Here is a 14,026-nt window from a genome sequence, read left to right as displayed (position 1 = left end):
AACGTTAACCGGCGCGCGGTAGCGTTCTTCTCATGGCGAGCAAGCTTTCCCACTCGGTGTCCTACCCGATCTCGACCCAGCGGCTGTGGGAGATCTACACCACGGAGCAGTACTGGCACGACTTGGTCGAGCGGATGAACTCCGGGCACGGTCACGTCGAGAAGGTGAGCATCGAGGGTGACACGGTCTCGGTCGAGATGAACCAGGGCATCCCGGCCGATCATCTCCCCTCCGCCGTCACCAAGGTGATGCCCGGCGATCTCCGGATTCCGCGAAAGAACACGTATCGCCTGGTCGAGGGCAGGATCGAGGGTGACATCCACGCGACCGTCGAGGGCGCGCCGGTGCCGGTGAACGTCACGGGACGCATCGTGACCAGCGGTGACCCCGCCTCCAGCGACTGCTCCGCGGAGGTGTCGGTGAACCTCCCGCTGTTCGGCAAGAAGATCGAGAAAGCGGTGATCGACGAGCTCTCCGGCCTGCTCGACCATGAGCGGGGTCACACCGTCGATTGGGAGACGGAAAATCCGCTGACGTAGCCTGGTTCGCATGGCACGACGTCTCAGCTACTCCGCTCGCTATCCTCAGCCCGCGGAGAAGCTCTACGAAGCGCAGAGCATCCGGCAGTACTGGGAAGACATGATGGCGGGATTCCAGATGATCTCGCCGCACTGCGAGGTCGCCTCCTTCAGCTCCGACGAGACCGGCATCCGGGTGGTCCTCAAGCAGACGATCGGGCGCGACCAGCTGCCCCCGCTCGCGCAGACGGTGATGAAGAAGGACATGGTCATCACCCGTGAGGAGACGCTCGGCCCGTTCGACCCCGACAACACCAAGGGGACCTACAGCGCGTCGATCCCCGCGGGGCCGGGCAGCCTCAACGGGTGGCAGGAGCTGTTCGCGACCGAGGAGGGCGCCACGATCCGCCGGACCAGTGAGGCCAAGGTCTTCGTGCCGTTCGTCAACGGCAAGCTCGAGCAGATGATCCTCATCAACCTGGTCGACCTGTTCCGGGCCGAGGCCGAATACGCCAAGGACTGGATCAACAAGAACCTGTGAACGCCGCCCTCGCCGGGCGAGGTCCCGGGCGAGGGCCGGTCGGCCGCGTGACCCGCGGAACCACCAACATCAACAGGCTGCGCCGCGTGGATCGGTGGATGACGCACGAACCCGCCGTGAAAACCGCGCTCGACGCCGCACGCCCACTCGTCGTAGACCTCGGCTACGGCGCCCGCCCCGACACCACCGTCGAGATGGCCGGACGCCTCCGCCGCGTCGCACCCGACCTCGAGATGGTCGGGCTCGAGATCGACCCCGCCCGGGTCGTCGAACCGCGCGACGGCGTGCGCTTCGCCCTCGGCGGATTCGAACTGGCGGGCCTGCGCCCCCGCGTCGTCCGCGCCTTCAACGTGCTCCGCCAGTACGACGAGGCCGAGGTCGCCGGCTGCTGGGCGCAGCTGCGGGCCGGCATCGATCCCGACGGCGTGATCGTCGAGGGCACCTGCGACGAGATCGGCCGTCGTTGTACGTGGGTGCTGCTCGACGCGAATGGGCCGGTCAGCCTGACCCTCAGCTGGGCGCCGGCCCATTCCGAGCGGCCGTCGGACGTGGCTCCGCGCCTGCCCAAGGCGCTCATCCACCGCAACGTGGCGGGGGAGCGGATCCACGACCTGCTGCAACTGGCAGACCAGTGCTGGGACACCGCCGCCCCGCTCGCACCCTACGGACCCCGCGTGCGGTGGCGCCATGCGCTCGAGCTGCTGCGTGATCGCGGAGTCGCGTGCGTGGTCCCGCGGCGCCGGTTGAGCGACAACGTGCTGACCGTTCCGTGGGACGTGGTGGCCCCCTGACCTCGACACAGGTGAGTCGTACCGGCTCGGCCACTACTGTTGCCCTCATGCGTGTGGCAATGGCCCAGATCAGCTCGTCCGGCGATCCGGACGCGAACCTCGAGACCGTGCGGGCGGCGACCGCCGATGCTGCATCCCGCGGCGCCCGGCTCGTCGTGTTCCCCGAGGCCGCCATGTGCCGGTTCGGCGTCCCGCTCGAACCCGTGGCCGAGGACCTCGACGGCCCCTGGGCACGCGGGGTCTCCGAGGCGGCCGAGTCGGCCGGCGTGACCGTCGTCGCTGGGATGTTCACCCCGTCCGACGACGGGAGGGTCTTCAACACCGTGCTGGTGGCCGGCCCGGATGGAACCCGCCTGCGTTACGACAAGCTGCACCTCTACGACGCGTTCGGATTCACCGAGTCCAAGACGGTCGCGCCCGGCTCGAGCCCGCTGGTGTTCGACGTCGACGGGGTGGGCGTCGGCGTCGCGACCTGCTACGACATCCGCTTCCCACGGCTGTTCACCCATCTCGCGCGGCGCGGCGCCCAGCTGATCGTGGTTCCCACCTCATGGGGCGCGGGTCCCGGGAAGCTGCACCAGTGGCAGATCCTGGCGACGGCCCGGGCCCTGGATTCCACGACCTTCGTCGCGGCGGTCGGCCAGGCCCGGCCCACCGACGAGGCCGTCGCCTCCTCGGGCGCTCCCACCGGCATAGGACACAGCCAAATCACAGACCCCTTCGGTACCGTGGTCGCCGCATACGACGAGGCGGTCCGCGTCGACGTCCACGAACTCGATCTGGGAGTGGTGGACAAGGCCCGGACGCTGCTGGCGGTACTCGCCAACGAGCGGGAACTGCCCGCAGGCGGCGGGGAGCACGACCCCGCAGCCGCAGGCGAACCGCTCCATCAGGCCGATGACCGAGGACGGAACCAATGAGCGACGACAAGATCCCCGAGGAGGGCGCGGCCCCCGACGAGCCGCACAGCAGCCCCGAATCGCCGCGGACTCCCGCCGAGGGGGACGAGTGGCGCCCGGTGGCAGGCGGTGACGCCGAGCCGTTCCCGACCGAGAAGTTCCCGACCGGCCCGATTCCCCCGACGCCGCAGGCGTATTCGAAGGTTCCGCCATCGGAGGCCGACACCACCGACTTCTCCGGTGCCCCGGGGCCGACGCCGACGACGGAATTCGGCCCCGGCGACGAGCCCTTCGCCGACACGTCGAGCGGTCCGGTCGACCCCGCACCGACCGGCACGGGCCCGGTGCTGACCTCGCCCCGCAAACGTCGCAGCACCGGCAAGATCGTTGCCTTCAGCCTGGTCGCGGTGCTCCTCGTCGGCGTCATCGCCGCGGTCGGCAGCGAGCTCTACCTCCGCAACAAGGTGACGAACTGCCTCGAGCAGTCGTTCAGCGGCCTCACCGGCGTCCCCACGTCGGTGTCGTTGAGCCGAAAACCGATCATCCTGCAGGGCACCGGCGGAGTGCCGTTCGTCCAGGTCGACACCAAGGACGACGACTCGCCCGATGCCATGCGGCTCCACATGCGCGCCGACGGAATCAAGGGGGAGGGCACCACCACCGACATCCGCAGCCTGGAAGGGCATGGCTTCATCCCCTTCGAGCGGATCGTCGAACTCAGCAAGGAGAATGCCCAGGCCGCCGGCCAGGGGACCGGGAACGGCGCGCCCCAGGCGGCGACGGTCGAGGAGATCACCGGCGATGCCACGAACGGCACGTTCGAGGTGCAGGCCGCATTCCCGGTGATGTTCTTCGCGGTCCCGGTGTCGGCGACGATCAAGCCGGTCACCACCCCTGAGGGCCGGGTCGACTTCGAGGTCGTGAAGGCCAGCGCGCTGGTGTTCGGCATCCCGCCGGACTTCGCCCAGCAGATCGTCGATCAGATCACCGAATCGTCACTCAGCTCGTTCTTCGACGAGGTCAAGGTCGATCGGCTGAAGGTGACCGACACCGGACTGGACTTCGCGATCAGCGGGTCGGACGTGCAGCTGACGAGCGAGATGACCGGGGAGAACCAGCAGAGCAGCTGCGTCTGATCGAGCGGGGCGCGACGCCCGCGCGCGAGACCCGCTCCGTGTCTTGCCGGCTCGTCCCGACGCGGTTTCCGATTCCGGGGCCCGGGCCGACGTGATAAACAGATCTGTCGATTCGGCTGCGCGGTTCTCACCGTGCGGCCGATCGTCGTCAGGTCCGTTTCGCCGCATGGTTCGGAGTGATCTCGCGCAATGACCACTAGCCGCTCGACGAGCGAGGTGCCTGAGCGTCGTTCGTTGAGCAGAGGCGAGGTGCGGGCACTGCTCGCGCTGATCGGTGGCGCGCTGCGCACGCGTCGAGGAGCCGTGCTGGGCTTCGCCGTGTGCCAGGTCGCCGCGGTGCTGACCTCGTTGGCGCAACCGGCGCTGAACGCCGCGATCATCGACGACGGCATGTTGCGCGGCGACACCGAGACCATCAAGCTCGTCGGCCTGGCGATGCTTGCGGTGGCGGTGGTCAATCTCGGGGTGGCCGTCGGCGCAACCTATCTCGCCTCCCACATCTCCTCGGCTGCCGCGCGGGATCTGAGAAAGCGGCTCGACGAGAGGGTCGCCGCCTTCACCGACCCGCAGGTGGCGCGGGTGGGTCTGTCGAGCCTGCTCACCCGCTCCACCAACGACGTGGGGCAGATCCAGGGCTTCCTGTTCATCTCGCTCACCATGGTGGTGACGGCTCCCCTGATGCTGGTGGGCGCACTCGCGCTGTCCCTCGCACAGGGCTGGCGGATGGCGCCGGTCATAGTGGTCTCCGGGGGCCTGCTGGCAGTCGTCGTGGCGGTGTTCATCCGGCGGTTGATGCCGTGGGCGGCGGGACTTCAGGGCCGCCTCGACCGGGTCAACCGTCTGCTTCGTGAACAACTGCGGGGTATCCCGGTCATCCGGACCTTCCGGCAGGAAGATCGGGAACGCGCCCGGTTCGCGGTCGAGAACGACGAGCTGACCCGGACCGCGCTGCATCTGGGGCGCATCCAGGTCCTGATGCTCCCGGTGATCACGATCGTGTCCAACCTGACCTCGGTGACGGTGTCGGCCCTGGGTGCGTTGTTCGCCGACGCCGGCCACATGCAGATCGGGGAGATCACCGCGACCATCGGCTACCTCGCGCAGATCCTGCTGGCCGTCTCGATGCTGACCGCGATCGCCGCCGTCCTCCCGCGCGCGGTGACCTGTGCCGGGCGCATCACCGACGTTCTCGACACCGAGACGCTCGCGCCGGGAGACCCGGGTACCGAGAACGACTCGCGACCGCCCGCGATCGTTTTCGATGGTGTGACCGTCGCCTTTCCCGGTGCCGAGGCCCCGGCAGTCGACGCGGTCTCGTTGATCTGCGAACCGGGGACGGTGACGGGTCTCATCGGTGGTACGGGCAGCGGGAAGTCGACTCTGCTCTCGACGGTGTTGCGATTCGCCGATCCGTCATCGGGCATCGTGTCGTGGGACGGTCGCGACATCCGTCTCCTGGCGCCGGCCTGGGTCCGAGAACGTTCGGCATTCGTCGGACAGGGCACGGCGCTGATCACCGGCACCGTCGCGGACAACCTGCGTATCGGCCGTCCCGGCGCGAGTGAGGACGAGTTGTGGGCGGCGCTCGAGGTCGCGGCCGCCGCGGACTTCGTGCGGGAACGGTCCGGCGGACTCGGGGCGGCCGTCGCGCAGGAGGGCCGCAACTTCTCCGGCGGGCAGCGCCAGCGTCTGGCGCTGGCACGCGCCGTCCTGCGCAAGCCGTCGCTGTACGTCCTCGACGACCCGTTCAGTGCACTCGACGTCGACACCGAGGCGCTGATCATCCGGCGGCTCCGAGACCTTCAGCCGAAGGCGACCATACTGATAGCGGCTCAACGGGTGTCGTCGGTGCGCCACGCCGACGTGATCGGTGTCCTCGAGGACGGCCGCCTCGTGGCGACAGGGGACGACCGGACCCTGCGTGCCGACAACGCCATCTACCGCGAGATCGCGTACGCCCAGGCGGTGATCGATGTCTGACGCCGGGCACTCGACGGCGACCTCGGCCCCCGGTGTCGACACCGCGGCCGGATCGCTGCGGTGGTTGATGGCCCAGCTCCGGATCGGGCGTGCTCGGGCGGCCACGATCTCGCTGTGCGCGATCGGCGCCACCGGAGGAGGCGTGCTCGCGACGATGCTGTTCGGCGCTGTCACCAACGTCATCGTCGACGGGACCGTCGGCGACGGCGCCGTGATGGACTGGAAGCGGTTGTGGACGCTGCTCGGCATCCAGTTGGCCGTCTATCTGCTGGCCGCCTCGCTCACCTACACGCAGGGGCAACTCCTGACCCGGGCCGTGCAGCGGTCGGTGGCGATGTTGCGGACGCGCATCGAGGACAAGATCCACCGACTGCCCCTGCGCTACTTCGAGCAGACCAGTCGAGGCGCGCTGGTCAGCAGGCTGACCGCCCACACCGACAATGCGTCGACGGTGATCGCGCCGGTGCTGGTCACCGTCCCGACGAATGCGTTGACGCTGGTCGTGGTGACGGCGGTCCTGTTCGTCCTGTCGCCGGTGCTCGCCCTGGTCGCGCTCGTGGCGGGGCCGGTGTCGGCGGCACTCGCGTCCTACATCTCACGTCGGTCCCGCCCGCACCAGGAGACCCGATGGACCACCACGGCAGCGCTGGCCGGACACATCGAGGAGACCCTGAGTGCCAGACGAATGCTGCAGGGGTACAACGCGGAGGCGGTCGCGGCACGCAGGTTCGACGCGCTCAACGAGCGCCTGTTCCGATCAGAGCGCTCCGCCCAGTGGACCGCAGGGAGCCTCGCCCCCGTGCTCGCCGCGATCAACGCCGTGGTGTTCCTCATCCTGGCGGTGCTCGGTGGACTCATGGTGGTCGACGGAACCCTGAGCCTCGGCGCCGCACAGGTCGCGATCATCTTCGCCGAGCAGCTCACGAACGCGGTCCGGCAACTGGCCGGGTTCGTGACCAAGATCCAGTCGGGAACGGTGTCGGCGTCGAAGGTCCGGGAGGTGTTGGAGGCGCCCGACGACGACGCGGTCCAGAGTCGTCCGGAAGGCGGGGGATTCGAGTACATGGGCCGGCATCGGAATCCACCGGAGATCGTCTTCCGCGATGTGTCCTTCGCCTACTCGGCTGACGCGCCGGTACTGAAAGGCGTGAACCTGCGACTGCGGCCCGGGACCACCACCGCCATCGTGGGCTCCACCGGGGCGGGCAAGACGACGCTGACCAACCTGCTGCAGGCGTTCTATCGACCCACCATCGGGTCCATCACGATCGACGGCGAGGACGTTGCCGACCTCGGAGCGCATCGGGCACGAACCGGAATGGCGGTCGTCACCCAGGAGCCCTGGCTGTTCACGGGGACGGTCCGGGAGAACATCGCATACGGGGTCGCCGGAGACGAGACCGCGGTGGCGCGGGCCGTGCACGACGGACACCTCGATCAGATCGTGGCCGCCCTGCCGGACGGCCTCGACACCGTGATCGGCCAGGAATCGGAGAACCTGAGTGCCGGCGAGAAGCAGCTCGTCACCGTCGCGCGCGCGATCGCGGCGTCGCCGCGCATCCTGATTCTCGACGAGGCCACCAGTTCCGCCGATCCGCGAACGGAATTGCTCGTCCAGCGGGCATTGAATCGGTTGCGCACCGGGACGACGACCCTGGTCGTCACCCATCGCATGGCCACCGCCGCGCTCGCTGACCAGATCGTCGTCCTCGAGGCCGGCGAGATCGTCGAGGTGGGATCACATGACGAACTGCTCGCTGCCGGAGGGGTTTACACGCGCCGGTGTGGCGTCGTGTGATCGAACGGAGTCGAATTGTCTGGCGCGCAACACTTTGTGTGAAGAACCCGATATTTCCGGACTCTTGACTGGGACAGATGTTCATTTTCTGGGGAGTGGTCACAGGGGGCTTCCGGCGTCGCGCACAACCAGGCTTGGCGCCCGAAGGTTATTCAAGATGGTGAATTGTGGGTTGCCACAACGCCGATAGTGAAGAAGGAAAGCTGGACGAATGTCCAGACAAATTTGTTTTCTGACGTCGCGAGGCGTCCTGAGCTGCGCATTTGAATTGGAATGCGCTGTCGGTGATCAATATTCGTGACGTGGCGGGTTGATGAACGCGGGACACCGTCGAGATGGATATGTAATCTCTGCTCCGAGCCGCCGAGGTGAGAACAAGGCGGCTGTATCCCCCCGAAATTCTCACCGATCCTATGAAGGAGACCCCATGAGCAGCATCGAAATCGATCTCACCGAAGTCGTGACCGACGTGATCCTCGGGCTCGCTGCCGGCTCGCTCGACGCGGCCACCTCGCAGTCCTGAGGACTGCGTAGATCCCCTACAAACCGCCCCACATCCGTCGGATGCGGGGCGGTTTGTTGTTCGAACGGGGCCCTCTGCCCGACCATCCGGTCGAGATCAGCCCACGGTGGAAGGGCCGGGCGGGTCCCAGCGATGCACCCACACCGTCGGTCCGTCGGTGAGGGTGAATTCTGCGTGGATCGGTGCGTACCGCTCGGAGTAGAACTTCGACATGTGGAGGTGGGTGGTGCTACCGGTGACCGGTACCCCCATGCGCCGCCCCGCCTCCCGCGCCGCGTCGAGGAAGCGGGCGCTGATCCCCCGGCGTCGATACTCGGGAAGCACGAGTTCGAGGGTGACGTCGATCGCGCCGGGCACTTCCGCGTCGGCGCCCACCTCGCGGAGCTCATGGAATCGTTTGGGGAAGCCGTCGACGCTCGTGGCGTACCGCCGGTTGAGCATCATCAACTCGTCCGACACCGGCTCGGCGGCCGATGGCTTTTCGGGATCGGTGACCAGCGCGAGCGCGATGAGCGCGTCGGACTCGAACACGCCATAGAGATACCGGAGATTCTCCTCGAAAATGACCCGGCCGTACCAGCGGTAGACCTCGGGCGGGGAATCGGCTCCCAACAGCCAGCTATAGATCGGCACCTCCCGTAGGCCACGCTCGAGGACATCGAGTGCGACCTCTCTGTCGTCTTCGGTGAGGTGGCGGCAGCCTGGTACGCCGTCGAGGATCGTCTGCATGGTCAACAAATATCACGCAGGAAAAATCCGAAACGGACGGAAAGGAATCCCGATCGGCAATCGGCTCGTCACGCTGTCGCCGTGGCGGTGGGATGTAGACTCCAGACCGCCTGATGGCCTTCGAGATCACCCACTTCGCGACCTCGGATGGTTGGGCCGCCAGTCCTTACGGTTCAGAATCAGTTCGGAGTGTTTCATCCTTGATATCGGCCACTCGTTCGTCGATCCGCGGCAGCACACGGGCTCTGTGGCGACTGGTGCGTTTCGCGCTCGCCGATTCCGCCGGATTGGTGGCGGTGTTGGTGCTCCTCCAAGTGGCCAGTGTGCTCACTGCACTGCTGCAACCCGCGCTCAATGCTGCAATCATCGATGACGGAATTCTCAGTGGTGACGTGAGGACGATCAAGTCCTTGGGATGGGTCATGCTCGCCGTGGCCTCGGCGAATCTCTTTCTCTCGATCGGTGCCACGTACACCGCGTCGCACATCTCCGCGAAAGCCGCGCGGGACCTACGGCGTCGGGTGGTCCGGAGAATCGGGCGAATGCGCGACCTCCAGGTGGCCGACGTGGGCCTGTCCAGCCTCCTCACCCGCGCGACTGGCGACGTCGGACAGATCCAGTCCTTCGTGTTCATCGTTCTGACCGTCGTGGCGATCGCTCCCCTCACGCTCCTCGGGGCGCTGGCCCTGTCCCTGTCCCAGGCGTGGCAGTTGGCGCCGGTGATCCTCGTGGCGGGGCTGCTGCTGGCAGTGCTGGTCGGTTCGATCGTGCGAAAGCTCATTCCGTGGGCGACAAGCCTTCAGAAGAAGCTCGACTCCGTCAACCGTGTCTTGCGAGAACAACTCCGCGGCATCGTGGTCATCAGGACGTTTCGTCGTGAGGACCACGAGATGTCTCGATTCGCGGTCCACAACGACGAACTGACCCGGACGGCCTTGCATGTGGGGCGAATCCAGGTGCTGATGCTGCCCGTCGTCACCATCGTCGCCAACCTCGCCACGGTCGCCGTATCGGCGTTGGGTGCGCTGCTCGTCGACCGTGGGCAGATGCAGATCGGACAGATCGCGGCGTCGGTGGGTTATCTGTCCCAACTGCTACTCGCGATCTCGCTTCTCACGGTGGTCGCCGGTGTCCTACCGCGAGCTGTGACGAGTGCGAGCCGGATCACCGAGGTGCTGGACACCGACGTGATCGAACCCGGTGATCCGCGACCCCAGGAGCAGCGGCCGGCACCGGCCCTGCACTTCGACGCCGTCTCGGTAGGCTTACCTGGTGCCGAAGGCCTTGCCCTGGAAGGTGTCTCGTTGACGTGTGCACCGGGGAAGGTGACCGGCGTGCTGGGCGGCACCGGGAGCGGCAAGTCGACCCTGTTGTCACTGCCGTTGCGATTTGTCGATCCGGTGGACGGTGTCGTGCGCTGGGACGATCTCGATGTGACAGCACTGGATCCGGCATGGTTGCGTGCCCGGTCGGCCTTTGTGGGACAAGGTGCTTCTCTGGTAACCGGAACGATCGCCGAAAATCTCAGGATCGGGCGGCCCGACGCCACCGACGAGGAACTGTGGGCTGCACTCGAGGTGGCCGAGGCCAGAGTGTTCGTGGAGGAAAGGGCCGACGGGCTTGCGGCGCGGGTGGCGCAGGAAGGTCGCAATTTCTCCGGCGGACAGCGCCAGCGTCTGGCGCTCGCCCGGGCGGTACTGCGACGGCCGGTGTTGTACGTGCTCGACGACCCGTTCAGCGCGCTCGACGTCGAGACCGAGCAGAAGGTCATCACCAACCTTCGTCGGGCTGCTCCGGAGGCGACCATCGTGATCGCCGCGCAGCGGGTTTCATCGGTGCGTCATGCAGATGTGATCGCAGTGCTGGAAGCCGGCCGGCTGGTGGCTTTGGGCACCGATCAGACGCTCCGCGCAGAGAACGAGATCTACCGCGAGATCGCCTATGCCCAGGCGGTGACCGGTGGCTGACGGTACGAGCCCGCAGGGACCGCTTCGTTGGATGTTGGGGCAGCTTCGGTTCAGTCGCCGCCGGGCGCTCGCCGTCTCTGCCCTGGCGATCGCAGCCGCGGTGGGGAGCGTGGTCGGGCCGCTTCTCTTCGGTGCCATCACCAACGTGATCGTCGAAGGCACGACCGGGACGTCAGGTCTGGACTGGAGTCGGCTCGGTCAACTCCTCGTCATCCAGGCGGCGATCTATGTCGCCGTCGCCGGCTTCACAGGGCTACAAGGCCAGCTCTTGACCGTCGGGGTGCAACGGTCGATCGCGCACCTGCGTGAACGCATCGAGGACAAGGTTCACCGCCTCCCGTTGCGCTACTTCGAGACGACGCAGCGGGGCGCTCTCGTCAGCAAACTGACCGCGCACACCGACAACGCGGCGACGGTCATCGCGCCCGTCTTGATCACGGTTCCCACCAACCTGCTCACGCTGGTCGTGGTGACCGCGGTTCTCTTCCTCATCTCTCCTCTCCTCGCGATGGTCGCGCTCGCCGCGGCACCGGTGTCGGCCTTCGTGTCCACGATGGTCGCACGTCGTGCACGTCCGCTTCTCGAGGACCGGTGGACCACCACAGCTGCACTGGCCGGGCATGTCGAGGAGGAGCTCAGTACGCGGCGCATGCTGCAGGCGAACGGTGCCGAGCAGGTGGCACTTCAACGCTTCGACGTGCTCAACGACCGGCTTTTCGACTCGACGCGTTCGTCGCAGTGGGTCGCGGGGACCCTCGGGCCGTTGCTCACCGCGATCAACGCGGTCGTTTTCGTCATTCTCGCGGTCTTCGGCGGGATGATGGTCGTCGACGGGCGTCTGAGTCTGGGCGCGGCGCAGGTGGCGGTGCTGTTCTCGCAGCAGTTGATCTCCGCTGTCCGCTCGCTCGCCGGATTCGTGCAGAAGATCCAGTCGGGGATGGTCTCGGCGGGAAAGGTTCGAGAGGTCCTCGAGGAGGCCGACGAAGAGGACTCGGGCAGGGAGTTCGCGGCGAGCGGTGTCGAATCCGGTGGGCGCCACCGAAGGCCGCCGGAGATCGTGTTCACCGATGTGTCCTTCGCCTATCAGGACGCCGAAGTGTTGCATTCGGTCAGTTTCACGATTCCGTCCGGTACGACGACCGCGGTCGTCGGTTCGACAGGGGCGGGGAAGACGACGCTGACAAACTTGCTTCAGGCCTTCTATCGGCCGACGTCCGGCTCGATCGCGATCGACGGCGAGGACATCGCCGCACTGGGTGCCCGTGAGGTTCGCACCGGAATGGCTGTGGTCACCCAGGATCCGTGGCTCTTCACCGGGGCCGTACGAGACAACATCGCGTACGGAAACGCCGATGAGGAGGCGATCCGGAGAGCACTGAGAGACGGCCACCTGGAACAGATCGTGGCCGCGCTACCTCAGGGCATCGATACCGTGGTCGGTCAGGAATCGGAGAACTTGAGCACCGGGGAGAAGCAGCTCGTGGCGGTGGCGCGGGTGATCGCCGCGTCTCCGCGGATTCTCATCCTCGACGAGGCCACCAGCGCCGCCGATCCCCGGACGGAACTGCTGATCCAACGAGCGTTGAATCGGCTGCGCAGGTCGACGACGACTCTGGTGATCACCCACCGAATGGCGACTGCGGCCCTCGCCGATCAGATCGTGGTGCTCGAGGACGGCAGAGTCGTCGAGTGCGGTACCCATACCGAACTGTTGGCCGCCGGCGGTACCTATGCGCGTAGGTGTGGCGTGGTGTGAGGAGTCGGTTTCGAGGTGAGTGTCGCCAACGGACACGGGTGGAACGCACCTCGCAAATCGCGCCGGAATGTAACAATAGGCAATGATATATGGACGATTGTCCAACTTTCCTGCGATGCAATGTCGCGATTTAGGTATCGAATGCCCGGATCGTGAGGTTTGATCTGCAAACCCGCGACAAGAACCAGGTTTGATGGCGGGTAAGCCATAAGTGAGGTAACGTACCGGCCGAATCGTTCGAACCGATTGGGCCGGACGTTCATTGTTTGAAATTTCACCCACCCCGCGGAGGACCAGCATGGCAAAGACGGATATCGGAGATTCGATCGAGGACTCGATCGCCGACAAGCTCTTCGAGCTTCTTCTCGACACGGCGACGGGTTCCGCCGACGGCGACGGCTCCAACGGCGCGGACTGACGTTTGTCCGTTTGATCCCCTCCGAACCGCCTCACGACCAGGTCGTGAGGCGGTTCTGTTTCTTGGCTGGGGCTTTCGCGCCACGGGCGAACGGGCCGGTGAGCATCGGTCGCGGACATCTTCGAGCTGAGATCACCGATTGGGTGGCTGCTTTCGATAACCTGGTCTGCTCAGATATGGCGAACCGTAATCAGTCCGATGTGCCGGCGAGCGGCGGGTCCCATCGATGCATCCACAGAGTGGGACCTCCGGTGAGTTTGTACTCCGAGTACATCGAACCGCCCCGCTCGGAGTAGAACGCCGACATATGTGGATGTGTCGTGCTGCCGGTGACCGGTACCCCTCTGCGGCGAGCGTATTCGAGTACGGGTTCGATGAGTCGGACGGAGAGGCCGCGGCGCCGGTGGTCGGGGTGGACGGCGTTGATGGGGATGTCGATGGCGCCGGGTACGGCGGCATCAACGCAGACTTGACCGAACTCGCGAAACCTGTCGACGAAGCCGTGGATTGACGTCATGTAGTGACGGTTGAGTGCCTTCAGTTCCTCCGAGACCGTCACCGGGGGTGCGTCCGGCTCGGTCACCGCCACCAGCGCGATGAGCTCGTCCGAATCGAACACGCCATGGAGTCCATGGATGTTCATCTCGAACATCGCCTGTGCCAGCCACCGATAGGCTTCGGGCGAAGCTCCCTCGCCCAGGAACCAGCGATACACCGGAACCTCCTGCAAACAGGTTTCGAGGAGGTCGAGGGTGGAATCTTTGTCGTCCACGGTCAGGCGGCGCGATCCCGCAACGCTCTCGAGGATCGTCTGCATCATCAACAGATATCACGCTCGCCCCGGTCGTCGGCCCCGGATGCGCGCCTGAAACTGCGGTGAATGCATACATCCTCAGGGTGTCCGGCCGACGGTTCTCTACACAGCCTGGCAAGCGACTGACCAGCTCGCGGTAGTAGTCGGAAAAGTGGC

General features: G+C 66.3%; 11 protein-coding genes. 9 read left to right on the top strand and 2 right to left on the bottom strand.

Going from position 1 to position 14,026, the window contains the following annotated elements:
• The first annotated feature begins 32 nt into the window (after positions 1 to 32).
• The 7 genes from GP2_RS07525 to GP2_RS07495 all read left to right on the top strand — a co-directional run bounded on the left by GP2_RS07525 (position 33) and on the right by GP2_RS07495 (position 7,663).
• Positions 33 to 539 (top strand): DUF2505 domain-containing protein, encoded by a 507-nt coding sequence (locus tag GP2_RS07525; protein WP_006899890.1) that lies wholly within the window; start codon positions 33 to 35, stop codon positions 537 to 539.
• A 10-nt stretch (positions 540 to 549) separates the two neighbouring features.
• Complete coding sequence (locus tag GP2_RS07520; RefSeq protein ID WP_006899889.1) at positions 550 to 1,059, top strand: DUF2505 domain-containing protein; 510 nt, start codon at positions 550 to 552, stop codon at positions 1,057 to 1,059.
• 98 nt (positions 1,060 to 1,157) lie between these two features.
• Positions 1,158 to 1,850: a class I SAM-dependent methyltransferase gene (locus GP2_RS07515; RefSeq protein ID WP_244941203.1), complete on the top strand. Its 693-nt coding sequence runs from the start codon at positions 1,158 to 1,160 to the stop codon at positions 1,848 to 1,850.
• A gap of 47 nt (positions 1,851 to 1,897) precedes the next feature.
• Entirely contained in the window at positions 1,898 to 2,770 is an 873-nt protein-coding gene (locus GP2_RS07510; protein WP_006899887.1) for a carbon-nitrogen hydrolase family protein, read from the top strand.
• A complete protein-coding gene (locus tag GP2_RS07505) occupies positions 2,767 to 3,885 on the top strand; it encodes a hypothetical protein (protein WP_006899886.1) in 1,119 nt (372 codons plus the stop codon). Before GP2_RS07510 ends, GP2_RS07505 begins: the two co-directional genes overlap by 4 nt.
• Positions 3,886 to 4,074: 189 nt before the next feature.
• The gene (locus tag GP2_RS07500) at positions 4,075 to 5,865 is read left to right on the top strand and encodes an ABC transporter ATP-binding protein (protein WP_174320707.1); all 1,791 of its coding nucleotides are present in this window, start codon (positions 4,075 to 4,077) and stop codon (positions 5,863 to 5,865) included.
• Entirely contained in the window at positions 5,858 to 7,663 is a 1,806-nt protein-coding gene (locus tag GP2_RS07495) for an ABC transporter ATP-binding protein (protein WP_006899884.1), read from the top strand. The genes GP2_RS07500 and GP2_RS07495 overlap by 8 nt, the downstream gene beginning before the upstream one ends.
• A 619-nt stretch (positions 7,664 to 8,282) precedes the next feature.
• Here the strand turns inward: GP2_RS07495 and GP2_RS07490 are convergent.
• Entirely contained in the window at positions 8,283 to 8,915 is a 633-nt protein-coding gene (locus tag GP2_RS07490) for a GNAT family N-acetyltransferase (protein WP_006899883.1), read from the bottom strand.
• A gap of 113 nt (positions 8,916 to 9,028) precedes the next feature.
• On the opposite strand from GP2_RS07490, the gene GP2_RS07485 reads away from it, so the two are divergent.
• Positions 9,029 to 10,882 carry an ABC transporter ATP-binding protein gene (locus tag GP2_RS07485; protein ID WP_083900212.1) on the top strand — a complete coding sequence of 618 codons (1,854 nt, stop codon included), beginning with the start codon at positions 9,029 to 9,031 and terminating at the stop codon, positions 10,880 to 10,882.
• Positions 10,883 to 10,913: 31 nt separating this feature from the next.
• On the top strand, positions 10,914 to 12,638 hold the full coding sequence (locus tag GP2_RS07480) for an ABC transporter ATP-binding protein (RefSeq protein WP_083900211.1): 1,725 nt from the start codon (positions 10,914 to 10,916) through the stop codon (positions 12,636 to 12,638).
• 608 nt (positions 12,639 to 13,246) lie between these two features.
• On the opposite strand, the gene GP2_RS07475 is transcribed toward GP2_RS07480, so the two are convergent.
• Positions 13,247 to 13,876, bottom strand: coding sequence for a GNAT family N-acetyltransferase (locus GP2_RS07475; RefSeq protein WP_040526605.1), 630 nt, complete (start codon positions 13,874 to 13,876; stop codon positions 13,247 to 13,249).
• Positions 13,877 to 14,026: the final 150 nt, after the last annotated feature.

It is taken from the genome of Gordonia paraffinivorans NBRC 108238 (assembly GCF_000344155.1).
GTDB lineage: Bacteria > Actinomycetota > Actinomycetes > Mycobacteriales > Mycobacteriaceae > Gordonia > Gordonia paraffinivorans.
Note: the sequence above shows the minus strand (reverse complement) of the source record. Positions and strands in the feature narration are given on the sequence as shown.

Coding starts and splice junctions, on each gene's coding strand:
- GP2_RS07525 (WP_006899890.1), top strand. CDS start 33: ATGGCGAGCAAGCTTTCCCACTCGGTGTCCTACCCGATCTCGACCCAG.
- GP2_RS07520 (WP_006899889.1), top strand. CDS start 550: ATGGCACGACGTCTCAGCTACTCCGCTCGCTATCCTCAGCCCGCGGAG.
- GP2_RS07515 (WP_244941203.1), top strand. CDS start 1,158: ATGACGCACGAACCCGCCGTGAAAACCGCGCTCGACGCCGCACGCCCA.
- GP2_RS07510 (WP_006899887.1), top strand. CDS start 1,898: ATGCGTGTGGCAATGGCCCAGATCAGCTCGTCCGGCGATCCGGACGCG.
- GP2_RS07505 (WP_006899886.1), top strand. CDS start 2,767: ATGAGCGACGACAAGATCCCCGAGGAGGGCGCGGCCCCCGACGAGCCG.
- GP2_RS07500 (WP_174320707.1), top strand. CDS start 4,075: ATGACCACTAGCCGCTCGACGAGCGAGGTGCCTGAGCGTCGTTCGTTG.
- GP2_RS07495 (WP_006899884.1), top strand. CDS start 5,858: ATGTCTGACGCCGGGCACTCGACGGCGACCTCGGCCCCCGGTGTCGAC.
- GP2_RS07490 (WP_006899883.1), bottom strand. CDS start 8,915: ATGCAGACGATCCTCGACGGCGTACCAGGCTGCCGCCACCTCACCGAA.
- GP2_RS07485 (WP_083900212.1), top strand. CDS start 9,029: ATGGCCTTCGAGATCACCCACTTCGCGACCTCGGATGGTTGGGCCGCC.
- GP2_RS07480 (WP_083900211.1), top strand. CDS start 10,914: ATGTTGGGGCAGCTTCGGTTCAGTCGCCGCCGGGCGCTCGCCGTCTCT.
- GP2_RS07475 (WP_040526605.1), bottom strand. CDS start 13,876: ATGATGCAGACGATCCTCGAGAGCGTTGCGGGATCGCGCCGCCTGACC.